The organism is Streptomyces sp. NBC_01428, assembly GCF_036231965.1.
Classification (GTDB): domain Bacteria; phylum Actinomycetota; class Actinomycetes; order Streptomycetales; family Streptomycetaceae; genus Streptomyces.
Genome location: NZ_CP109499.1, coordinates 4,965,019 through 4,988,143, shown reverse-complemented (window position 1 = coordinate 4,988,143; position 23,125 = coordinate 4,965,019). Strand labels below are relative to the sequence as shown.

The 23,125-nt window shown below is 72.4% G+C and carries 20 protein-coding genes; 12 read left to right on the top strand and 8 right to left on the bottom strand.

The genetic code is table 11. From position 1 onward, the window contains the following. Positions 1-65: 65 nt before the first annotated feature. Positions 66-1,826, bottom strand: coding sequence for a trypsin-like serine protease (locus OG406_RS21645; protein WP_329187272.1), 1,761 nt, complete (start codon positions 1,824-1,826; stop codon positions 66-68). 503 nt (positions 1,827-2,329) lie between these two features. On the opposite strand from OG406_RS21645, the gene OG406_RS21640 reads away from it, so the two are divergent. The 4 genes from OG406_RS21640 (at position 2,330) to OG406_RS21625 (ending at position 6,030) form a co-directional block, all read left to right on the top strand. Then, positions 2,330-3,553, top strand: coding sequence for a S1C family serine protease (locus OG406_RS21640; RefSeq protein WP_329187271.1), 1,224 nt, complete (start codon positions 2,330-2,332; stop codon positions 3,551-3,553). Positions 3,554-3,566: 13 nt separating this feature from the next. Beyond that, complete coding sequence (locus OG406_RS21635) at positions 3,567-3,746, top strand: hypothetical protein (protein ID WP_164374184.1); 180 nt, start codon at positions 3,567-3,569, stop codon at positions 3,744-3,746. 80 nt (positions 3,747-3,826) lie between these two features. Beyond that, entirely contained in the window at positions 3,827-4,558 is a 732-nt protein-coding gene (locus OG406_RS21630) for a response regulator transcription factor (protein ID WP_081218134.1), read from the top strand. Then, positions 4,555-6,030: a HAMP domain-containing sensor histidine kinase gene (locus OG406_RS21625; RefSeq protein ID WP_164374183.1), complete on the top strand. Its 1,476-nt coding sequence runs from the start codon at positions 4,555-4,557 to the stop codon at positions 6,028-6,030. Before OG406_RS21630 ends, OG406_RS21625 begins: the two co-directional genes overlap by 4 nt. A 13-nt stretch (positions 6,031-6,043) precedes the next feature. Here the strand turns inward: OG406_RS21625 and OG406_RS21620 are convergent, their stop codons facing one another. Next, entirely contained in the window at positions 6,044-7,255 is a 1,212-nt protein-coding gene (locus OG406_RS21620) for an LmeA family phospholipid-binding protein (protein WP_329187269.1), read from the bottom strand. Between the two features lie 89 nt (positions 7,256-7,344). Beyond that, positions 7,345-9,144, bottom strand: coding sequence for a bifunctional metallophosphatase/5'-nucleotidase (locus OG406_RS21615; protein ID WP_267051232.1), 1,800 nt, complete (start codon positions 9,142-9,144; stop codon positions 7,345-7,347). A gap of 441 nt (positions 9,145-9,585) precedes the next feature. Here OG406_RS21615 and mshD point away from each other — a divergent pair, with 441 nt between their 5' ends. Next, positions 9,586-10,512, top strand: a complete 927-nt coding sequence (mshD, locus tag OG406_RS21610) for a mycothiol synthase (protein WP_329187267.1) — start codon at positions 9,586-9,588, stop codon at positions 10,510-10,512. Between the two features lie 252 nt (positions 10,513-10,764). On the opposite strand, the gene OG406_RS21605 is transcribed toward mshD, so the two are convergent. The 5 genes from OG406_RS21605 to OG406_RS21585 are packed head-to-tail and all read right to left on the bottom strand — an operon-like array spanning position 10,765 to position 15,455. Continuing rightward, complete coding sequence (locus OG406_RS21605; RefSeq protein WP_329187266.1) at positions 10,765-11,532, bottom strand: ABC transporter; 768 nt, start codon at positions 11,530-11,532, stop codon at positions 10,765-10,767. Next, entirely contained in the window at positions 11,520-13,091 is a 1,572-nt protein-coding gene (locus OG406_RS21600) for an ABC transporter permease (RefSeq protein WP_329187264.1), read from the bottom strand. Before OG406_RS21600 ends, OG406_RS21605 begins: the two co-directional genes overlap by 13 nt. Next, on the bottom strand, positions 13,088-13,948 hold the full coding sequence (locus tag OG406_RS21595) for an ABC transporter ATP-binding protein (RefSeq protein WP_329187262.1): 861 nt from the start codon (positions 13,946-13,948) through the stop codon (positions 13,088-13,090). Before OG406_RS21595 ends, OG406_RS21600 begins: the two co-directional genes overlap by 4 nt. Continuing rightward, complete coding sequence (locus tag OG406_RS21590; RefSeq protein WP_443067097.1) at positions 13,945-14,916, bottom strand: anti-sigma factor family protein; 972 nt, start codon at positions 14,914-14,916, stop codon at positions 13,945-13,947. The genes OG406_RS21595 and OG406_RS21590 overlap by 4 nt, the downstream gene beginning before the upstream one ends. Then, a complete protein-coding gene (locus OG406_RS21585) occupies positions 14,913-15,455 on the bottom strand; it encodes an RNA polymerase sigma factor (RefSeq protein ID WP_164374177.1) in 543 nt (180 codons plus the stop codon). Before OG406_RS21585 ends, OG406_RS21590 begins: the two co-directional genes overlap by 4 nt. Positions 15,456-15,643: 188 nt before the next feature. On the opposite strand from OG406_RS21585, the gene OG406_RS21580 reads away from it, so the two are divergent. The 7 genes from OG406_RS21580 (at position 15,644) to OG406_RS21550 (ending at position 22,944) form a co-directional block, all read left to right on the top strand. Then, positions 15,644-16,030, top strand: coding sequence for a GntR family transcriptional regulator (locus OG406_RS21580; RefSeq protein ID WP_081218143.1), 387 nt, complete (start codon positions 15,644-15,646; stop codon positions 16,028-16,030). After that, on the top strand, positions 16,027-16,950 hold the full coding sequence (locus OG406_RS21575; RefSeq protein ID WP_266847811.1) for an ABC transporter ATP-binding protein: 924 nt from the start codon (positions 16,027-16,029) through the stop codon (positions 16,948-16,950). The genes OG406_RS21580 and OG406_RS21575 overlap by 4 nt, the downstream gene beginning before the upstream one ends. After that, complete coding sequence (locus OG406_RS21570) at positions 16,947-17,900, top strand: hypothetical protein (protein WP_164374175.1); 954 nt, start codon at positions 16,947-16,949, stop codon at positions 17,898-17,900. Before OG406_RS21575 ends, OG406_RS21570 begins: the two co-directional genes overlap by 4 nt. Further along, the gene (locus OG406_RS21565; protein ID WP_329187260.1) at positions 17,897-18,922 is read left to right on the top strand and encodes a hypothetical protein; all 1,026 of its coding nucleotides are present in this window, start codon (positions 17,897-17,899) and stop codon (positions 18,920-18,922) included. Before OG406_RS21570 ends, OG406_RS21565 begins: the two co-directional genes overlap by 4 nt. Before the next feature lie 315 nt (positions 18,923-19,237). After that, positions 19,238-21,469, top strand: a complete 2,232-nt coding sequence (locus tag OG406_RS21560) for an RNA degradosome polyphosphate kinase (protein ID WP_081218146.1) — start codon at positions 19,238-19,240, stop codon at positions 21,467-21,469. Continuing rightward, entirely contained in the window at positions 21,450-22,520 is a 1,071-nt protein-coding gene (locus OG406_RS21555; protein ID WP_329187258.1) for a CHAD domain-containing protein, read from the top strand. Before OG406_RS21560 ends, OG406_RS21555 begins: the two co-directional genes overlap by 20 nt. A gap of 10 nt (positions 22,521-22,530) precedes the next feature. Continuing rightward, a complete protein-coding gene (locus tag OG406_RS21550; RefSeq protein ID WP_164374173.1) occupies positions 22,531-22,944 on the top strand; it encodes an NUDIX hydrolase in 414 nt (137 codons plus the stop codon). The last annotated feature ends 181 nt before the right edge of the window (positions 22,945-23,125 follow it).

Genomic DNA, 23,125 nt, shown 5'->3' with positions numbered 1-23,125 from the left:
GGATTGCGGAGATCCCCGCGCCCCTGAGGGGACGCGGGGATCTCTTTTGTCGGTCCGCGGTGGAGCTAGAACAGCAGGTTGTACTGGTTGAAGCCGGTACCGAGGCTCTTGCGCGAGCCGAAGAGGTCGCTGGAGGCCTTGTTGGTGCCGGGGTAGAGCCAGAGCGTGCCGCCCGAGTCACGCGCCATGACGTCGGCGATGCCGTCGCCGGTCACGTCGCCGTTGGCCACGTACGAGGTGAAGTTCCAGCCCGTACGCGCCTGGATCCGCGTCGACCACGGGGTGTGCTCGTCCTGCGTGCCCCGGTAGAGGTACAGGACGCCCGAGGTGTTGCGGACCAGTAGGTCGGCGCGGCCGTCACCGGTCAGGTCGCCGTGCCCGAAGATCTTGACGCCCTTCCAGGCCTTGTCGACCACCTTGACGCGGCCGTAGAACTCGCCGTTGCCCTTGCCCGGGTACAGGTAGACCGAGCCGTCGGCGTCCACCGCGACCAGGTCGGGACGCGAGTCACCGGTCATGTCACCGGGGACGGCGTAGGACGTGTAGCCGCCCCACACCGAGGTGATCTGCATCCACTCGAACTGCTCCGAGCTGTGGTTGAAGTAGCTGCGGTACAGCTTGCCGTCGGTCTTGTCGCGCTCGATCAGGTCCTGGAAGAAGTCCCGGTCCAGATCGGCCTGCATGACCCAGCTCGCGTACTGCCAGTCCTTGCCCTGGTAGGCGCGGGCGGCCAGCGAGGTGCCCTTGCTGTCCTGCTCGAACAGGCCGCCCGAGGGCGTCCGCTCCAGCAGGTCGGCACGGCCGTCGAAGGTCAGGTCCGTGTCGTCGATACGGGGCTGGGCCGCCCAGGTGTACGAGGACACCTTGGTGAACACCGGGTAGGCGCCCTGCGCGGTGCAGCCCGAGACGCCCCAGGAGACGATGCCGACGACCTTGCCGCCGACGACCACCGGGCCGCCGGAGTCGCCGTTGCAGGGGCTCTTGGTGCCTTCGTCGGTGCCCGTCGCCGGGGTGCCGGCGCAGAACATCGAGCCCTCGACGAAGTCGTCCTCACCGAGGACGGTCTTCATCGCGGTGTTGCAGGTGGAGTCGGCGACCATCGGCAGGGTCACCTTGCGCAGGTTCGCCGACAGGTCCGCGTCCTCGGCGCCCGAGGTCAGACCCCAGCCGTAGACGGTGGCGGAGGTGCCGGCCTTGTAGGAGGCGCTGTCGCCGGCGGCCGTCAGCTTCAGCCACTGCTGCTCCAGCGGACGGTCCAGGGTGAGGACCGCCACGTCGTTCTGGAGGGTCGCGTCATTGAAGTGCGGGTGGTTCCACTGGCGGTAGACGCCCGCGACGGTGCCGTTGGTGTCGTCCAGCAGGCCGGTGGCTCCGGCGACCACCGCGCCGTTCTCCGCCCAGTCGAGACCGGCGACACAGTGCGCCGCCGTCAGGACCTTGTTGGGGGCGACGAGGGTGCCGCCGCAGAAGTAGCCCTCGCCGGCCGCGCTGTCGTAGTAGGACAGCTGGACCATCCACGGCGCCGAGGAGATCGAGGTCTCGGTGCCGCCGATGATGAACGGCGTCTTCTTGGGCTTCGCCGCGGGCGTCGCCTGGGTCTTGGCGGCCTCGACGACGCGGTGCCGCAGTTCCTTGTCGGAAGCGGTCGGGGCGGGCGCGGCGCCGGTCTGGGCGGCGACGCTCGCTTCGGGCAGTCCGGCCGGGTGGTCGGCCGCACTGGCGGGCTGCGCCGCGAGGGCGCCGGCGCAGGTCAGCGCCAGCGCGAGAGCGGCCGTCGGCAACGCCGTGGCGGGGCGTCTCCAGCGGTCGCGCAGGGCACGTATCACTCAGGGCTCCTGGTGTGGGTGCGTGTGTTCGTCCGTGTCAGAGGCCTGAGAAGGGCGTACGACGCACCGGCCCGACCGTCGACGGCAACCGCTTGCATGGCGTGCGTCGACAACGGGCGTAACCGCGGAGCCCCCCTCCGGCGCGGAGATCGTAGGCCTCTCCAGCCCCCGAAATCACGGCCCTCACAGGGGTCAGACAACTGTTCGCCCCTGCCGTTCCACGGGATCACCGGGACGCAACCCGCTGTTTGCCCGGGGAGCGCGTGAGGGGCCGGCGAGCGTCCGCCGCACGTCCGGCGGACGCTCGCCGGGAGAACCCGGCAGGTCCCGCCGGGCACGGCCGACGGCGGGCCCGACAGTGCGCCCGGCAGTGGGCCCGACCGCGGCTTGGACTGCGGGGCCGGGCCCGCCCGGGGCGCCTTTATATCGGGCATACGAGGTTCTGTCGGGCTTCTCAGGGGCCCCTCAGGGAGCTCTCATGATCCGGGGACAGTCTTTTTGACATGACCGAGAGCTTCCGCCGCAGCGGCGAGTACCCCCAGGGCGACGACCACGGGTCCGCGTACCCCCAGCAGCAGTCGCACCCCTCCTCCTCCCCCGTGAATCCCGAGTGGCCGCCCCCGCCGGCGTACCACCCGGCCCCGCCGCTCCACGTCGAGCCGGGCACCACCGTGTGGCCGGGCTCCGGTCACGGCGGCGACGGCCACGGCGGTGACGGCTACGGCGCCGGGCCGTACGCCGGTCAGCCCGACGGTTCCGACGCCACCGGCTCCACCGCGGCCTTCGCGGCGCCGCCCGCTCCGCCGCAGGGTCCGGCTCCCACCAGGCAGCGGCGCGCCAAGGGCCCGTTCGCCCTGCTCGCCGCTGTCGCGATCGTCGCCGCGGCGATCGGCGGTGGCACCGCCTACGGCATCCAGGAGCTGACGGGCAACGACACGGTCGCCTCCAGCAGCACCAGCACCAGCGTGGTGCCCACCAGCCAGAAGGGCACGGTCTCCGGCGTCGCCAAGGCGGTCAGCCCGAGCATCGTCGAGATCAGCGCGACCTCGAACGCGGGCTCCTCCACCGGCTCGGGCGTGATCATCACGACCGGCGGCGAGATCATCACCAACAACCACGTCGTCTCGGGCGCCTCCGCGATCAAGGTGCGGCTGAACAACGGCAAGTCGTACACCGCGAGCGTCGTCGGCACCGACAGCAAGAAGGACCTCGCGCTGATCAAGCTGGAGAACGCGCCGTCCGGCCTGAAGACGGCGACACTCGGCGACTCGGCCGGCGTCCAGGTCGGCGACCAGGTCGTCGCGATCGGCTCCCCCGAGGGCCTGACCGGCACCGTCACCAGCGGCATCGTCTCCGCGCTCGACCGCGACGTGACCGTCTCCACCGACGAGAGCCAGGGCCAGCAGCAACAGCAGGGCGGCGGCAGCGGCAGCGAGCAGTGGCCCTTCGAGTTCGGCGGGCGCCAGTTCAACGGCGACACCGGTTCCTCCACCACCACGTACAAGGCTCTGCAGACGGACGCCTCGCTCAACCCCGGCAACTCCGGCGGCGCCCTGATCGACATGAACGGCAACATCGTCGGCATCAACTCCGCGATGTACTCGGCCGCTTCGGACTCCTCCTCGTCCTCGTCGAGCGCGGGCAGCGTCGGCCTCGGCTTCGCCATCCCGATCAACACCGTCAAGTCCGACCTGGCCTCGCTGCGGGCCGGCGGCTCCGACAGCTGACCCGGAGGTCGCCATGAAGATCCAGCACGTCGCGCACACCGTGACCGGCGACGACCCGTCCGGCCTCGGCCTGGCCCTCGCGGTCGCCCGCGCACTGCACGCGCCGGTCCGGCGGGCCCCGGAGCTGGCCCCGGCCGCCTCCCGGCCCGCCGCGCGCCGGGCCCCGGCCCGCCGCCGTACCGTACGAAGCTGATCCATTCCGGGACAGCCCGCGACGTGCGACGCTGAAAGCACCCGGCCACGACCCCCATCCCACCCGAGGAACCCACATCCATGAGCTCCGCCGAAGGCGACCGTGACACCCAGCGCATCCTGATCGTCGACGACGAGCCGGCCGTGCGCGACGCACTCCGCCGCAGCCTCGCCTTCGAGGGGTACGACACCGAGGTCGCGGTCGACGGCGCGGACGCACTGGAGAAGGCGACGGCCTACCAGCCCGACCTCGTGGTCCTCGACATCCAGATGCCCCGCATGGACGGCCTCACGGCGGCCCGCCGGATGCGCGGCGCGGGCACGACCACGCCCATCCTCATGCTGACGGCGCGTGACACGGTCGGTGACCGGGTGACGGGACTCGACGCCGGGGCGGACGACTACCTGGTCAAGCCCTTCGAGCTGGACGAACTCTTCGCCCGGATCCGCGCGTTGCTGCGGCGCAGCTCGTACGCCGCGTCCGCGGGCGCCGTTCCCGAGGACGACGCGCTGACCTTCGGTGACCTGCGCATGGACCTGTCCACGCGCGAGGTCACCCGGGCCGGGCGCCCGGTGGAACTCACCCGCACCGAGTTCACGCTCCTGGAGATGTTCCTCGCCCACCCGCGCCAGGTCCTCACCCGCGAGCAGATCCTGAAGGCCGTCTGGGGCTTCGACTTCGAACCGTCGTCGAACTCCCTCGACGTGTACGTGATGTACCTCCGCCGCAAGACGGAGGCAGGCGGCGAGCCGCGCCTCGTCCACACGGTGCGGGGCGTGGGGTACGTGCTGCGGTCGGGCGGCGCGGAGTGAAAGGACTGTTCCGCCGGTTCAGGTCGCTGCCCCTGCGTTCCCGGCTCGCCCTCCTGGTAGCGGCAGCGGTGGCGTTCGCGGTGGCGGCGGTGTCGGTGACGTGCTGGTTCATCGTCCAGGGCAAGCTGTACGACGAACTGAACAATGAGTTGCAGTCCTCGGCCAACCGTCCTCAGGGCGGAAAGCTGGTGAGCACCATCAGCAACTGCAACGGCTCCGAGGTCGACCCGTCCGGACAGTCGCCGACCGACGCCGGCGGATTCCGGGCGCAGTTCGAGTCCTACCTCCAGGTGGTCACGGCGGACGGTGAGTCCTGCGTCGCCTCCGTATCACCGGGCAAGATCGAGGTCGCCGGCAGCGACACGGACTTCGCCAAGAACCCCGTGGCCGGTCACGGCACCTTCCGGGACGGTACCGACACCAAGGGCAACCCGGTCCGGGTCCTGACCGTCCCCTTGATGATCTCCAATCCGGACGGCACCACGACGATCATCAAGGACGCGGCGACCATGTACGCCGTCCCCCTCAAAGGCACCAATGCCACCTTGAACGAGTTGGCCCTGGTCCTTCTCCTCGTCGGCGGCATCGGAGTTCTCGGCGCCGGTGCCGCTGGGCTCTGGGTGGCTCGGGCCGGGCTTCGCCCGGTCGACAAGCTCACCGAGACCGTCGAGCACGTCGCCCGGACGGAAGACCTCACCGTCCGGATCCCGGTCGAGGGAAACGACGAGATCGCGCGGCTCTCGGAGTCGTTCAACTCGATGACCGCCTCCCTCGCCAGCTCACGCGAGTTGCAGCAGCAGCTCATCGCCGACGCCGGGCACGAGCTGCGGACGCCGTTGACCTCGTTGCGGACGAACATCGAACTCCTCACCCGGAGCGAGGAGACGGGCCGGCCGATCCCCCCGGCGGACCGCAAGGCGCTGCTCGCCTCCGTGACCGCGCAGATGACCGAACTGGCGGCGCTCATCGGCGACCTCCAGACGCTGTCCCGGTCGGACGAGGCGCACGCGGGCGACCGGGTGGAGGTCGTGGCGCTCCAGGACACCGTGGAGGCGGCCCTGCGCAGGGCGCGGCTGCGCGGCCCGGAGCTGACGATCACGGCGGACCTGGAACCCTGGTTCGTCCGGGCGGAGCCCTCCGCCCTGGAGCGCGCGATCGTCAACATCCTCGACAACGCGGTGAAGTTCAGCCCGCCGGGCGGCACGGTCGACGTACGGCTGCACGCCGGTGAGCTGAGCGTGCGCGACCACGGCCCCGGCATCCCCACCGACGAACTCCCGCACGTCTTCGACCGTTTCTGGCGCTCGCCGGACGCGCGGGCCCTGCCGGGATCGGGCCTCGGCCTGTCCATCGTGGCCCGTACGGTCCAGCAGGCCGGCGGCGAGGTGTCGCTGCGCCCGGCGGAGGACGGCGGCACGATCGCGACCGTACGGCTGCCCGGCGCCCCGGCCGCTCCGCCCGAGCTGCCCTGACCCGCGGGTCGGGTCAGTGCCCGACCCGCAGGTCCGTGCCCGCCACCTGGACCCGGATACCGTCGCGCTCGACCCGCACGTCCCGCAGGTTCACCGCTCCGTCCGCCGGGTGCGGCAGCTGGAAGCCCAGCGAGAGCTGGTCGGCGAGAACGGGACGGGTGAGACGGGTGAGGCCCTGGAGCAGGGAGGGGTCGAAGCCGAGGCGCTTCAGGAGCTCCGGGTGGGCGGCCGCCACGTCGAACAGGTTCAGCCGCATCGCCTGGTGGACGAAGGCGGGTGCCCCGGTCAGGGACGCCAGCTTGGTGTCGTCACGAAGTGCCTCACGGACCGCGGAGTCGGGCACCCCGAGCCGGTGGACGATCGAGGGAACGGCGAGCAGCGCCCGTGCCTTCCCGGCCTCCTTGCCGAGCCGGGCGGCCGTGTCCCGGGTGAGGTGCAGGCCTTCCGAGGCGCGCGCGCCGGGGCGGTAGGTCGCGAGGTCGCCGATGTCCAGACGCATGCCGCCGATGTGGGTGGAGATGCCGCGCGCGCCGTCCCGCTGGATGCGCGCGTCGGCCCGCAGCTGCAGATCGTGCCCGGCGACGGGCAGGGTGCCGCGCGCCCGCACCTGGTCACGGCCGTGCCCGGTGAACGTGACCTGCGAGGCACCCAGTTCACGGTTCAGGTCTTCGAAGGACAGCAGGACCTCGCCGTGCATCTGGGGAATGCGGGCGCCGCGCACGGAGGTCGGGCCGTCGCCGTCGAGCCGGACGTTCGTCGCCGTCGCCGACACCTTCGCCAGGGACACCCGGTCGGCGGCCACGTCGGGCACGGTCACCTTCACCGAGTCCAGCCGCTGGTCGGCGAGCTGGGTGAGGAAGGGGAAGCCGCCGATCTCGACCTCGGGGGCCGCGGTCAGATGCAGCTGGTCCTTGAGCTTGTCGGCCGCCCGGTGCTCGGCGTACAGCACCGCCCAGCGGTCGCCGAGGGCGAGGAAGGCCGCGAGGGCCAGGACCGTGGCGGACGCCTTGACGGCGAACGGGAGACCGGCGAAGCGCCTGCGGCGGCGCCGGCTGCCGCGCCGGTGGTTGGGCGGGGACCAGCCGTCGTCCGGGTCCTCCGGGAGGTCGTCCCGGGGAAGGTCCTCGTGGAGGAAGTCCTCCAGCGGCCCGGTGCCGTCGAGGGCACCCAGTTCTTCGTAGGGGTTCGGAAAGGAATGCGTGGCTATGCGGTGGGGGGTACGCATCGTCTCATCCGACCATGCGTACCGCCCCTGACCGCAACTGCTACCGCCCGTATGCGATCAACTTCACGATCGGCGGCGGTACCGCGGGACTACTTGACGATCGTGATCCGGTCCGCGGCCGGGACCGGGTACGGCGCCGTGGCGGAGGAGCCGGCCGTCAGGTAGCTCTCCAGGGCCGCGAGGTCGTCGTTGCCGACCCGGACGTTGGTGCCCTTGCCGAGTTCCGCGAAGCCGTCGCCGCCGCCCGCGAGGAAGGAGTTCATCGCGACGCGGTAGGTGGCGGCCGGGTCGATGGCCGTGCCGTTCAGCTCGACCGAGTCGGCGACGACGCGGGCCGCGCCGGTCTTCGTCAGGTCGAGGGTGTAGGTGAGGCCCTTGGAGATCTGGAGGATCTTCGGGGAGGCCTCGTTGGCACCGCTGACCTGCTGCTGGAGCGCGGTGACCACCTGGGCGCCGGTGAGGTCGACCAGGTTGACCGTGTTGGCGAACGGCTGGACCGTGTACGCCTCGCCGAAGGTCACGACGCCGTCGCCCTCGCTGCCGCTCGCCGTGTAGGTGAGCCCGGCACGGATGCCGCCCGGGTTCATCACGGCGAGGTCGGCCTCGGCGTCGACGGACTTGCCGTACGCGAGCTGCGCGTCGGCGATCAGGTCGCCGAGGGGGGACTCGGTGCCGGCGTTGCCGATGTCACCGGCGATGTAGCCGATGGGACGCGAGGCGATGGGCGCGGAGAGCGCGTTCCACTTGGCGATCAGCGACGTCAGGTCGGCCGCCTTGGCGACGTCACGGGTGACCACGTGGTTCGCGGACTTGACCGCCGTGCGCGCGATGTCGCCGGTCCGGCGGTCGTAGGTCAGCGTGGTGTCCGTGTAGAGCCGGCCGAAGGAGGAGGCCGAGGTGACCATGCGGGGGTTGCCGGCCGGGTCGGGGATGGTGCACGCGTAGGCCTGGTGGGTGTGGCCGGTGACCAGGGCGTCGACGGCCGGCGTGACGTTCTTGGCGATGTCGACGATCGGCCCGGAGATGCCGTCGCCCGCGCCGGGGCTGTCACAGTCGTAGTTGTACGACTGCGAGGCGGGCGCCCCGCCCTCGTGGATCAGCGCGACGATGGACTTCACGCCCTGCCGCTGGAGTTCCTTGGCGTACTTGTTGATCGTCTCGACCTCGTCGCCGAACTTCAGGCCCTTGACGCCCTCGGCGGAGACGATGTTCGGCGTGCCCTCCAGCGTGACGCCGATGAAGCCGACCTTGACGCCGTTCTTCTTCCAGACCCAGTAGGGCTTGAGGATCGGCTTCTTGGTCTTCTCGTCGGTGACGTTCGCCGCGAGGTAGGGGAAATCGGCGCCCTTGAACTTCGCCTTCTTGTCGTAGCAGCCGTCCGTCGGGTGGCAGCCGCCCTTCTGCAGGCGGGCCAGCTCCTTGGCGCCCTCGTCGAACTCGTGGTTGCCGACGCTCGTCACGTCCAGGTCGAGCTTGTTCAGCGCGTCGATCGTCGGCTCGTCGTGGAAGAGCCCGGAGATCAGGGGAGAGGCGCCGACCATGTCACCGGCGGCGGCCGTGATCGAGTACTTGTTGCCCTTGCGGGCGTCGCGCAGGTGCGTGGCCAGGTACTCGACGCCACCCGCGTCGATGGTCTTCGTCGTGCCGTCGGGCTGCAGCTCCGTGACACGGCCGGAGGAGCCGGTCGGCGGCTCCAGGTTGCCGTGCAGGTCGTTGAAGGAGAGCAGCTGGACGTCCTGGTAGCGGCCGCTGCCGTGGTGGTGCAGCGGGGTCGCGTCGTCCTGGTGCGCGCTGGCGGGCATCGCCGCGGCCAGCGCACCCACGGTGGCGAGACCCGCGGCGGCCGCGAGGAGTCGATGAGTTCGTCTGTGCCGGAAGGTGGGCGGCATGGTTCCCCCCTGGAGAACGGTGAGAGGCGAAAGCGGTGGGTCGTGACTGAACCGGACTGAACTGACGTGCCATATGCACCGTGCGATGTGCACGGAACGGGCGGGCGGTGCGGGTCCTGCGAGCCGGGCTGGTGGTTCGGTCGAGAGGGTGGTGCGTGCGCGGGCCGGGCGGGCTGTGCGGTCTCTGTGACAGCCGTGGCTTTTGCACGCACTTTAGAATCAACGCGCGTAGCACAACAGGGGGTTCGGGTCACGGACTGGTTGCCATCGGCTCACCGGAGGCTGACGCCCCGCTCCCGGGAGCCCATCGCGCGGCACCGCACTCACCCCGCGCCGTCCGCAGGGCCGCCCCGCACCCGCACGGGACCTCGCCCCGCCACGATCCACATCGACTCCGTCCAACCGCTTGTCCCCCAATCACCGCGCCGTACCCTCGTATCCATGACCAGCGACGACACGTCACCCCTCGCCAGCTCGCGCTCGATCGCGACCTACTCCGAGCTCTCCCCGGACCAGGCCGAGGACGTGCTCCGGCTGCTCTCGGAGGCCGCCCTGGAGGACGGGCAGCAGGCGGTGTCCGAGCAGGGGCGGCTACAGCTGAAGGGCGGGGCCCGCGAGGGCGTCCGGCACCTGCTGCTGACCCTCGGCGACGAACTGGTCGGCTACGGCCAGCTGGAGGACACCGACCCGGTCGAGGCCCCGGCCGCCGAACTGGTCGTCCACCCGGCGCACCGGGGACGCGGGCACGGACGCGCGCTCGGCACGGCCATGCTCAACGAGTCCGGCAAGCGCCTGCGGGTGTGGGCGCACGGCGGCCACTCCGCCGCCCGGCATCTCGCCCAGGTCCTCGGCCTCACCCTCTTCCGTGAACTGCGCCAGATGCGGCGCCCGTTGGAGGGCCTCGATCTGGCCGACCCGAAACTGCCGGAGGGCGTGAGCGTCCGTGCCTTCGTACCGGGACAGGACGACACCGCCTGGCTCGCCGTGAACGCCGCCGCCTTCGCGCACCACCCCGAGCAGGGCTCCCTCACGCAGCGCGACCTGGACGACCGGATCGGCGAGGCGTGGTTCGACCCGGCCGGCTTCTTCCTCGCCTTCCGCGGCGACGAACTCGTCGGCTTCCACTGGACGAAGGTGCACGCCGAGGAGGGCCTCGGTGAGGTGTACGTCCTCGGTGTGCGCCCGGGCGTCCAGGGTGGCGGCCTCGGCAAGGCCCTGACCACGATCGGGCTCCGCCATCTCGCCGCCCAGGGCCTCCCCACCGCGATGCTCTACGTGGACGCCGACAACAAGCCGGCCGTCGCCGTCTACGAACGCCTCGGCTTCGTCACCCACGAGACCGACCTGATGTACCGAACGGAGTCCTGACCCCGGTCCGGGACGGAGCCCCGCGGTCCGGGAGGCGACACCGGCCCTGGCCCGGGATACAAGCGCCGGTCCGGGACGGGATACAAGCGCCGGTCCGGGACGGGATACAGGCCCTGGTCCGGTAGGAAACAGCGGTCCGGATCCGGTAGGAAACAGCGGTCCAGGTCCGCGACGGGGGGAAACGATCCGCCCGCGAGCGGCCCCGACCCCCGTCCCGGCCTCGGCTCCGGCTCCGGGCCCCGGCGGTTGACGTCAGCGGCGGCCGGGGACGGTCGCTCTCCGCCGCCGCAGGGGCTCGGCGAGGCTGCCCGCCCCTACCAGCACCGACACGACCAGGACGCCCGCCCATCTCCGGTGCGCGTCGTCCCAGTGGGGGTCATTCGTCGCGACGAAGAGCTCCCAGCGCTCGGGGAGCAGCAGGGCCGCCGTGAAGACGGTGCCCACGAGTCCCGCGGACACCGCGAGGCCCGGTTCGGTCGCCTCCGAGAGCCGTACGGCCACGGTGGCGGCGGCCAGCGCGAGGACGGTGAGGGCCGCCGCCTCCAGGGTGACGGCCCCCACGGGCGGCCGGCCCGCCTCGGGTACGAGGAACAGGGCCGCCGTCCACCATGCCGCCGTCAGCGGAGCGACGAGTCCCAGTCGCACCCCGATCCGTACCGGCCGCCGCGTCGGCACCGCGGCCGTGGTGTGCCGGGCCGGGTCGTCCAGCAGGAAGGCCAGTCCCAGGGCGTAGGCGAGCGCGGCGGCCCGCAACAGGTTGAGGCAGAGCCAGGGGTCGACCTCGCCGGAGAGCATCCGCGGTGTGCAGGCCAGCAGCAGCCCGAGAACCGCGCCCGCGGCCAGGGCCGTGCGGGGCAGGGTGCGCCACACCGGTCGGACGAGGACGGCGGCGACCTCGTGAGCCCGGGGGCGCCCAGCTCCTCCCGCGGGCCGTCCGGCAGCCTCTCCGAACCGCTCATCAGCGTCCGCGGAGCCGCCGGAGCCTCCCGTCGGCCGACCCGCCACGTCTACCTCACGCACGATCCGCTCCCCGAGTCCGCCGGCGTGCCCTTGCCCCCGACCGGTACGCCGAGCAGTTCGGCCACCCGGGTCGTGGGCGTCTTCGGTGAGGTCAGCTCCGTCCAGTGGGCCTTGACCTTGGCGGCCACGCTGTAGTGCGGCTTGGTCAGCAACTCCCGCACCACGGTGGTCTGCTGGGCGGTCATGTAGCGACTGCCGGTGGGAGCGAGCACGTAGGCGGAGCCCTTCGTGCTGTCGTCGAGCCGCACGTCGCGCAGGGACTGCATCGGGTCCGGCTGGGTGCTCAGCGCCAGCCACATGGTGGTCACCACGCGGGCGTCGCACGCCTCACCGGCGCTCTTCTCGTCCCCCGCGACCAGCACCGAGGCGACGCCGACGGCGAACTCGGGGGTGCGGTTCCCGCCCCAGCGCGTGCCGACCGTCACGGTGCCCGGTGTGCCGGACGGGGTGACCATGGCGTCGCTCTGCAGGCCGTACCGGGCGTCGATGCGCTGGCGCACCGTCAGCCGCTCCCCTCCGGCCGATCCGCCCGCGCGGGACTGGATGCGGTCCACGATGTCGGCCCAGTCGGCGGTGCGGCCGGCCCACTCGGGGAACGCGCAGTACGTCGACCGTCCGTGTTCGATGCAGACCTGCACCTTCTGCGGGGTGACGGAGGCCTTCGCGCGGGCCGCGGTCAGCGCGGCGGAGTCGCCCGGGGACTGTCCGGCCACTCCGAGACCGGTCGCGGCGGCGGCGATCACCGCAACGGCCGCGAGCAGTCGGGTCCGGCCACCGCTCAGCAGGACCGCGAGGCAGAGCAACAGGGCGGTGAGGCCGATGAGATAGAGGGCGTGCCAGGCGGCCGGGCGGCCCAGCAGGTCGGACGGGAAGGGGTCCGCGCCGGCGTCGGAGACGACCGGGCCGAGCCAGGTCACCCCGTGCGCGCCCTGGGTGGACGCGGAGACCAGGATGGTGAGGGCGTAGGCGCCGATCACGAAGGGCGGTGCGACGAATCCGACCGGGATCAGCCGCGCCAGCAGGACGCCGAGGACACCGGCCAGCAGGATCACCAGGGGGCCCACGGCCAGTTCGGCGGGTGAACCGTGCCCGACGGCGCCCGGCTTCAGTGCCGCCCAGGTGAACTCGAAGCCGACGACCAGGGCGGTGATCGCGACGCACGGCAGGACGGACAGTGCGTGGGCCAGCGTCCGCCGCCACGGCTCCATGACCAGCACGTCGAAGTGCCGGTCGGTGGACTGGCGGCGCGATCGCAGCACCGCGCGGTTCACCCCGACGAACAGGGCGATGGCGAGGAGCAGCGGGGCGGACTGGGTGGACCGGTCGACGTCCTGGAGGACGGGGAACTCGTCCATGCCCTCACGGCCGGAGAACAGGGTCCACGCGGTGTAGGCGACGTACACCGCGAGGAAGAGCAGGACCGGGATCTGGAGGAGCAGTTCGCGTGCCTCGAAGCGCGCGAGGGCGACGACGGCGGCCCCGCTGGACCGCGGGCTCGGCGTGGCCCGCTCCCCGTCGGTGGCAGCGGTCGGGGGGAGCGTGTGCGTACCGGCGCTCATGCCGCCACCTCCGCGCGCTCACCGTCGAGGGTGAGCAGATAGCCGTCTTCCAAGGTCGGTTCGAGGAGGTCGGCGCCTTCGGGAGGGTCGCCGACGTTGCGGAAGGTTCCCGTGCCGGTGCGCCATCCGGCTCTGGCGGCCGGGTCGCGCTCGGTGCTGCTCCAGACATGGCCGGCGGCGCGGTCGGTCAGCTCGGCCGGGGTGCCCTCGAAGCGGATGCGGCCGCCCGCCATGACGATCACGCGGTGGCAGAGCATCGCGACGTCCTCGGTCTGGTGGGTGGAGAGCAGGACGGTGCGTCCTTCTCCCGCCTGGGCGATCAGCTCACGGAAGCGCATCCGCTGTTCGGGGTCGAGCCCGACGGTCGGCTCGTCGAGGACGAGGAATCCGGGGTCGCCGACGAGTGCGGCTGCCAGCGCGACCCGCTGGCGCATCCCGCCGGACAGTCGCTTGATGCGCTTGCCGCGCACGTCGGAGAGGTCGACGGCCTCCAGCACGCGCCGCACCTCGCGGTGCCGGGCGGTGCGGTCGGTCAGCTCCTTGAGGATCGCCACGTAGTCGACGAACTCGAAGGCGGAGAAGTCCTGGTGGAATCCGGGGGTCTGTGGGAGGTAACCCAGGGCCCGGCGGACGTCCAGACGTCCCGCGGTGGTGCCCGGGTCGTGTCCGAGGACCATGAAGGCGCCCCGGTCTGGCGGTACGGCGGTGGCGAGCACCCTCAACAGGGTGGTCTTGCCCGCGCCGTTGGGCCCGAGGAGGCCGGTGACGCCGTCGCCGAGGCGCAGCGAGACGTCGTCGAGCGCGCGCGTCCCTCCGAAGCGGAGGCTCAGGCCGGAGGCGGAGACGGTGGGGATCATGCGGCGTTCCTGTCGGTGAGGTCGGTGAACGGGAGGCGCGAGGTGTCGAACCGGTCCCGCGCGAGGTAGAGGAGTGCGGCGGCGAGGACCGCGACGGCTCCGGCGACGCCCTGTCCGGCCGCCGTGAACGGGGCGAGGGTGGTGCCCGACGCCGTGGTCGCCTGGGCCACGGCCAGCACGGTGGCCCAGCCGCCCGCGACCAGGGAGGGCGCGAGGACGGGGCCGAGCCGGGAGGCCAGAGCGAGGCCGCTCGCGGTGAGGGCGAGGGCGGGCAGCAACCAGGCCAGGGCCCGCAGGCCGTAGGACGGGAGGGCGAGGGTCGCCACGCCGTTCAGTCCGAGGCCGACCGTGAGCACCGCGACCGTACGGATCATCAGGAGGCGGAAGCCGTGGAGCGGGGAGACCACCGCCATCTCGTACGCCGGGTCGAGCTTCGGGCCGTAGGAGACGGCGACCCCGGCGAGGGGGAGCAGGGGGGCGAGGGCGAGGAAGAGGGTGGGAGTGGCGCCGACCCGTGCCGCGTTGGCCGCGGCGACCGTCATGGCGAGGACGGCGACGACCGCGCCGAGCCAGGACCGGCGCAGGACGGGGGCGGCGGCCAGCAGCCGCGCGGTGTGATCGGCGACGCCGAACCGGACGAGCAGCGCCTCCACCGGGCCGGGCCGGGGGGCGTCGAGCTCGGCGTCGAGCCGCTCCCAGCCGGCGTCCAGGGCCACCGGGTCGCTGCACGCGGCCAGTTCGGCTCGGCACCGGTCGCACGCGGCGAGGTGGGTGTCGGTCGACCACAGGCGGGGCGGCTCCAACGCGCCCTGCACATAGGCCCGGAGATCCTCCTCGGGCACGTGCCAGGCCGTGCGCCCGGCGCTGCCGCCCGTCACGCTCTCCTTCCTGCCCGTACGGCTGCCGTCGGCCACGCCGCCGTCACCCTTCATGTCGCTGTCACCGCTTCCGCGACGGTCGTCGCTCATGCCAAGGCCTCCCGCAACTGCTTGCGCGCACGCAGTGCCCGCGTCTTGACCGTGCCCGGCGGGATGCCGAGCAGGACGGCCGCTTCCCGGGTGCTGAGCCCGTCGATCACCGTGGCCTGGAGCACCGCCCGGAGTTCGGGCGAGAGCCTGGTCAGCGCGCCCGCCAGGTCGCCGTGTTCGACGCCGGCCAGCACACGCTCCTCCGCCGAGACCTCGTCGCGGTGCCGGAGCCGGGCCAGCGCGCCGCGCAGCCTGCCGCGCGCGCCGTCCCCCCGCAGGGAATCGACGAGCCGCCGCGAGCCGATGCGCCACAGCCAGCCGGCCGGGTCGCCCTCCTCGCGGTAGCGGGCGGAGCCGTGCCAGACCGCGAGGAAGGTCTCCTGAACGACGTCGTCGACGATCCCGGGGTCGGCGCACCGGCCGCGCAGCCGCGCTCTCAGCCACGGCGCATACCGCCGGTACAGCTCCTCGAAGGCGCGACGCTCCCTGTCCGCCGCGATGGCCCGCAGCAGCTCTCCGTCGCTTCTCGTTTCCCTCACACCCCCTCATCGGACGAGCCCCGCCGATCGGTTCACGCTCCGGCGAGTTTTTTCTGATCGGCCTTCCGTGCCTGGTGGGAGCCATGATTCCGGCGTCGCGGGCACCCGGCGGGCGGGGGCGACTTGACGGCGGCCACCCCCTTGCACCACCCTTTCACTACTCAATTAGTGAAAGGGTGGTTGTCCGAGTGGTCGCGTACCGCATCGACCGACGCAGCGGCGTCGCCACCTACGTCCAGATCGTCCAGCAGACGAAGCAGGCGCTGCGCCTCGGCCTCCTCGAACCCGGCGACAAGCTCCCCACAGCCCGCGAGGTCGTCGAAGCCACCGCCATCAACCCGAACACCGTCCTGAAGGCCTACCGCGAGCTGGAGCGCGAAGGCCTGGTCGAGGCCCGGCGCGGCCTCGGCACCTTCGTCCGCAGAACGCTCGGCGCCGCCCCGGCCGACTCGCCCCTCGGCGAGGAACTCGACGCCTGGGCGCGCGACGCCCGCGCGGCGGGCCTGGACCGCGAGGACGTGGCCGCGCTGTTCACCTCCGTACTGGACGCACACTTCCCGAAGGGGGACCAGTGAGTTCCACCCGCACCACCCACCCCGGCGTCGCCGTCGAGGCGCACGGCCTCACCGTGCGCTACGGCCGGCGCTCCGCCGCGGCCCTGGACGACTGCTCCTTCCGCCTTCCGGCCGGCCGGGTCAGCGCCCTCGTCGGCCCCAACGGCGCGGGCAAGTCGACGCTGCTGGCGGCGGCGGCCGGACTGGTGCGCCCCGCCGCCGGCACCCTCACCGTGCTCGGCGCCGGCCCCGCCGAGGCACGCGAACGCGTCGCCTACCTCTCCCAGAACAAGCCGCTGCACACCCAGCTCACCATCGCCGAGACCCTGCGCCTGGGCGCCGAACTCAACCCGGCCCGCTGGGACTCCTCGTGCGCGGCCGCGATCGTGGAGCAGGGCTCGCTCGACCCGGGGACCAAGGTCAGGCGCCTGTCCGGGGGCCAGCGGACCCGCGTGGCCCTCGCCCTCGCGCTGGGCAAGCGGCCCGACCTGATGCTGCTCGACGAGCCGATGGCCGACCTGGACCCGCTGGCCCGCCACGAACTGCTCGGCACCCTGATGGCGGACGCCGCCGAGCGCGGGACCACCGTGCTGATGTCCTCGCACATCGTCTCCGAACTCGCCGACGCCTGCGATCACCTGCTGCTCCTGGGCGGCGGACGCATCCGGCTCGGGGGCGGCCTCGACGACCTGCTCCTCGCGCACACCCTGGTGACCGGCCGCGGCACCCCCGCCGACCTCGCCCCGCACCTCGTCGTCGAATCCCGCGCGGCCGGCCGCGGTCTCACCGCCCTGATACGCAAGGACGGCCCCGTGGACGACCGCTGGCAGGCCGAACAGCCCTCGCTGGAGGAGCTGCTCCTCGCCCACCTGCGCTCCCCCGCGACCCCCGCGCTGCTCACCCCCGGCACGACCGCGACCCCCGTGGCGGTGACCCGATGAGCGCCACCTCCCTGACGTCCCCCGTGCGCCGCGCGCTGCCCCGTCCACGAGGGCTGCTCTGGACGCTCCTGCGCCTGCACCGCACCGCCCTGTGGATCTGGACCGCCTTCGTGGTGCTCACCGCGGGCCTCCTGCTGTGGCTGTACGGCCCGGGCGCCGCCCACACCCAGCACCTGCTCGACACCTTCGGCTACGCGGGCGTGCAGGACGACGCCTGGACCGCAGGCACCATCGGCTCCCCCTTCTCCACCGCCTACAACGACCTCTTCTACGACCCGGCCTCCCTGCTGAACGCCGCCTCGTTCGCGGTCGCCGTCTTCGCGGGGACCTCGCTGATCGCGCGCGAACTGGAGAACGGCACCGCGCGTCTCGCCTGGACCCAGTCCGTCAGCCCGGCCCGCTGGCTCGCCGCCAAACTCGCGGTGCCCGCGCTGTTCGTCACGGTCGGCACCGGCCTGCTCGTCGCGCTCTACCGGATGCTGTGGTCCGCCCACAGCAACCTGCTGCTGGCCGGCTACGGCCCCCAGCGCCTGTACTTCTCCATCGGTCCGGCCACCGTCGCCGCACCCCTGCTCGGTCTGGCCGTCGGTGTCCTCGCCGGGCTCACCCTGCGCCGTACGCTTCCCGCCCTCGCCGCCGCGGGTGCGGTCCAGTACGCCGTCATCGCCGTGCGCTCCAACTTCTGGCCGTTCCAGCGCAGTTATCAGCAGCCCGAGCTGTCCGTCCGCAGCCGGGCCATCACGTCCACCGGCGCGGAGATCCACGACCCGGGCTGCTACGCGAGCCGCGCGTGCCTCGCCAAGCACGACGTCGTCGGCTTCACCCGGCAGTACCTCCCCTCCCCCGACTACTGGCCCCGCCAGCTCCTGGAGACCGGCGTCCTGCTGGCCGCCACCGCGATCCTGGTCGCCGCGGCCTTCGCCGTCCTGAGGAGGACGTCCACCTCATGAGCGCCCCGACCCTGCGCCCCCCGTCGGACCCTGCCGCGCCGTCCCGGCCCGCCCCGGCCCCGCTCCGCCCCTCCGGCCTGACCTGGACCGTGCTGCGCCTGCACCGCGCCGCGCTGCTCGTGTGGGTCGCCGCCCTGCTCGTCGCCGGCGCGGTCCTGACCTGGATGTACGTCATCGCCCCGAACGCCGGCGTGGCCGGTGGCCCGTGCGCCGCACCACCCGTCGACGGCCTGCCCGACTGCGCGACCGTCGACGCGATGACCACGAACGACGTCTACAGCGCCGGCCTCGACCTGGTCGCCACCGCCCTCTCGTACCTGATGCTCCCCGTCGCGGCCTGGGCGGGCGCCGCGCTGCTCGGACGCGAGCTGGAGAACGGCACCGCCCAGCTGGCCTGGACCCAGTCCGTCACCCCGGTGCGCTGGCTCGCCGCCAAGCTCGCCGTCCCCGCGGTCCTGCTCACCGCAGGCACCACGGCGGTCGTCCTACTCCACGTGTGGGTCCGCCGCGACGGGAACGGGAACCTGCTCGGCGCCTGGTACGACTCGGACATCTATCTCTCCATCGGCCCGACCGCCGTCGCGTACGCCCTCGCCGGACTGGCCCTCGGCGCCCTCGCCGGTCTGATCCTGCGCAAGGCCCTGCCCGCCGCCGGAGCCGCCTTCGCCGCGACGCTCGCCCTCTCCTACCTGATGCAGGCGCTGCGGCCGAGCCTGTGGCCCACGACGACGATGACCGGGCGGACGGCTCTCGACCTCCCGCCCGATGTCCTGGTCCTCGAACACGGCGTCGTCACGAGCGACGGGCGGCGCATCGGGAACGACCTGGCCTGCGTCGGCTCCGAGACACAGGACCAGATCCGGGCCTGCATGAAGAGCAGCCGGCTGAGCGACTTCTGGGCGACCGTCCACCCGGAGTCCCACTTCTGGCCCCTGCAGCTGGTGGAGAGCGGGGTGCTGCTGGCCGTGGCGGGGGCCGCGGTGGCCGCCACGTTCACACTGCTGCGCCGTCGCACGGCGTGACCGGCGGTACCCCGGGCGCCCACGCGACTCGTACGGGGGGCCGGAACCGGGTTTCCGGACACGTGGACGTCCGGGAGCCTCCCCCCGATAGCCCGCACGTCATGTCCTCGTAACCATCGATTCAGGTGACCTTGCGACCCTCGGGGAATGCAGCCCGCCGCGCCCGAGCCTTCTCCTCCGCCGGAGAACGAGCCCTCGACGACCACGCGCAGTGAGCGTACGCCAGTCAAGCGGAACGGAAATTTCCGTATCGCCGCGCTGGCGCCCGCCCTCTCCGACGCGCCGGTCTCGCCTTCGGCGCGGAAGAATGGGTCCATGAACCAGCCAAGCGCCCAGGCACCCGTGCAGCACCCGCAGCCGTCCGTCGGATCCATCGCCGCGCACCGGCCGCACACCGTCGCGGCCAACGTCTCCGACCTGGAGCCCGACCTCGACGCCGACCTCGACGAGTACGAGGACACGGTGCAGGACGGGATCACCCTGCCGCAGGGCCGGTTCCTGGACCGCGAGCGCAGCTGGCTGGCGTTCAACGAACGCGTGCTCGAACTCGCGGAGGATCCGAACACCCCGCTGCTGGAGCGCGCCAACTTCCTGGCGATCTTCGCCAGCAACCTGGACGAGTTCTTCATGGTCCGGGTGGCCGGCCTGAAGCGCCGTATCGCCACCGGCGTCGCGACCAAGTCCGCGTCGGGCCTCCAGCCCCGCGAGGTCCTGGAGATGATCTGGGCGCGCTCCCGCGAGCTCATGGCCCGGCACGCCGCCTGCTACCAGGAGGACGTCGCTCCCGCGCTCGCGGAGGAGGGCATCCACCTGGTCCGCTGGAGCGAGCTGACCGAGAAGGAACAGGCCCGGCTCTTCACGCTCTTCCGGCACCAGATCTTCCCGGTCCTGACCCCGCTGGCGGTCGACCCCGCGCACCCCTTCCCGTACATCTCCGGCCTGTCGCTGAACCTGGCCGTCATCGTGCGCAACCCGGTCAGCGGCCACCGCCACTTCGCGCGCGTCAAGGTCCCGCCGCTGCTCTCCCGCTTCCTCGAGGCCTCCCCGAACCGCTACGTCCCCATCGAGGACGTGATAGCTGCGCACCTGGAAGAGCTGTTCCCGGGCATGGAGGTCCTGGAGCACCACACGTTCCGGCTCACCCGGAACGAGGACCTGGAGGTCGAGGAGGACGACGCCGAGAACCTGCTCCAGGCCCTGGAGAAGGAGCTCATGCGGCGCCGCTTCGGTCCGCCGGTGCGCCTGGAGGTGGAGGAGTCCATCGACCGGTACGTCCTCGACCTGCTCGTACGGGAGCTGAAGATCTCCGAGGCCGAGGTGTACCCGCTGCCCGGCCCCCTGGACCTCACGGGCCTCTTCGGCATCGGCTCGCTCGACCGGCCCGAGCTGAAGTACCCCAAGTTCATCGCCGGCACCCACCGCGATCTCGCGGAGGTCGAGTCGGCGTCCCCGCCGGACATCTTCGCCGCTCTGCGCGAGCGCGACGTCCTGCTGCACCACCCCTACGACTCCTTCTCCACCTCCGTGCAGGCGTTCCTGGAGCAGGCCGCCGCCGACCCCGACGTCCTCGCCATCAAGCAGACGCTGTACCGGACCTCCGGCGACTCGCCGATCGTCGACGCGCTGATAGACGCCGCCGAGTCCGGCAAGCAGGTCCTCGTCCTGGTCGAGATCAAGGCCCGCTTCGACGAGCAGGCCAACATCAAGTGGGCCAGGAAGCTGGAGGAGTCCGGCTGCCACGTCGTGTACGGCCTGGTCGGTCTGAAGACGCACTGCAAGCTGTCGCTCGTGGTCCGGCAGGAGGGCGACACCCTGCGCCGCTACTCCCACGTCGGCACCGGCAACTACCACCCGAAGACGGCCCGGCTCTACGAGGACCTCGGACTGCTCACCGCCGACCCCCAGGTCGGCGCGGACCTCTCCGACCTCTTCAACCGGCTCTCCGGCTACTCCCGCCGCGAGACCTACCGCCGGCTGCTGGTCGCCCCCAAGTCGCTGCGCGACGGCCTGATCGCGCGGATCAACAAGGAGGTCCAGCACCACAACGCCGGGCGTCCCGCGTTCGTCCGCATCAAGGTCAACTCGATGGTGGACGAGGCCCTCATCGACTCGCTGTACCGCGCCTCCCAGGCCGGCGTGCCGGTCGACGTGTGGGTGCGCGGGATCTGCGCCGTCCGGCCCGGCGTCGCGGGCCTGTCCGAGAACATACGGGTGCGTTCGGTCCTCGGCCGCTTCCTCGAACACTCCCGGGTCTTCTCCTTCGGCAACGGCGGCGAACCCGAGGTGTGGATCGGAAGCGCCGACATGATGCACCGCAACCTCGACCGGCGGATCGAAGCGCTGGTCAGGGTCACCGATCCGGCACACCGCGCAGCCCTCGGCAGGCTGCTGGAGACCGGCATGTCCGACACCACCGCCTCCTGGCACCTCGGCCCCGACGGCGAGTGGACCCGACACGCGACCGACGCGGATGGCCAGCCCCTGCGGAACGTCCAGGAGATGCTCATAGACGCCCGGAGGCGCCGGCGTGGCACAGCAGCACCTTGATCCCCCCACCAGTCCGTCGGCCGGGACGGCCCCCACGGTCCCGGCCCCTCCCTTCCAGGAAGGTGCCCCCATCGGTGACGTCCTGGCGGGCTACCTCCGGGCCCAGGCCACGGAGTTCCTGCGCTCGCTGCGCCAGCACCGGGAGACCGGCAACGCGGCGAACGGCGCCGGGGAGTCGGGCGACGCGGCGCGCTCGCTGCGCCGCTCCGCCCGTCGCATCAGCGGCAGCCTGCACACCTTCCGGCCGCTCCTCGACGCGGACTGGTCGGAGGCGATGCGCCCCGAGCTGGCCTGGCTGTCGGGCACCCTGGCCCGCGAGCACGCGTACGCGGCGCGCCTGGAGCGCCTGCTCGGCGCGCTGAACAGGCTCTCGGGAACCGCCGCGCTGCCCGCGCAGGCGGGACCGGGCCCGGCCGCCGCCCCCAAAGGGAGCCTGACCGTCGGCGCCGCGAAGGCCGGCGCCCTTCTCGACCGGCAGCTGACCCTCGCGCGGACCCGCGCCCACTCGGCGGCCCTCCAGGCGCTCGGCTCCTCCCGCTTCCACGCGGTCGCCGACAGCGTCGCCGTCCTCGCCAGCGAGGTCCCGCTGACCCCGGCCGCGGACGTCACCGACCTGCGTCCACTGGCCGGAGCGGCACAGGACCGGCTGGCCGACGCCGTGACCGCGCTGCCGCTGGTCACCGCGGGCCACCCCTACAACGCGGAGGCCCTCGTGCACGGCCTCTCCGCGGACACCGCCCCCCAGCCGCAGGACGCGCCCTGGCACCAGGTCCGGCTGCTGCTGCGGCTGCACCGCTACGCGCGCGAGGTGCTGCACGGCGGGGAGTTCCCCGTCGACGGACGGCTGCTCGGCGCGGGGCAGGCGCTCAACCGGCACCGCGACGCGGCGGAGGCCGCCGCGGCCGCCGCCTCGGCGGCACGCACCCCGCGGATCGCGCCGGCGACGGCGTACGCGCTGGGAGTGCTCCACGCCGACCAGCGGCACGAGGTGGAGGCGGCCCGGTTCGCCTTCCAGCAGGCATGGCAGAAGGAAGCCGTACGCACCCCGTGAGGGAGGCCCCATGGCCGACGACACCATTCACGCCGCGGGCTGTGTCCTGTGGCGCCGCTCCCCGGTCGGCTCCGGGCTGGAGATCTGCCTCGTGCACCGGCCCAAGTACGACGACTGGTCGCATCCCAAGGGCAAGCTGAAGCGCGGCGAGGACTCCCTGACCGGAGCGCTGCGCGAGGTCGGCGAGGAGACGGGCTACGGGGCCGCCCCGGGCGCCGTCCTCCCCACGCTCCGCTATCTCGTGGGCGACCGGCCCAAGGAGGTCCGCTACTGGGCGGCCGAGGCGGCGGACGGTCATTTCACGCCGAACGACGAGGTCGACCGCGTCCTGTGGCTCTCCCCCGTCGCGGCCCGTCACCGTCTCACCCAGCCGCGCGACCGGGATCTGGTGGACGCCCTGCTCGACGCGCTCCACCTGACCTGAGGCCTCCCCGTGCCGGCGCACACCGCCCGTACCGGCGCGAACGCGGAATCCGCCGCGCTCCGTGCAGGGGACGTGAGCCGGTACACGCGGGAAAGGCGCGTCGAATGAGGGATGGCGGAGGCGTGCGTACGCTGAAACAGCAGCCGCCCCTGTTGGTTACTCAGCGTTTCCCCGTAGGCCC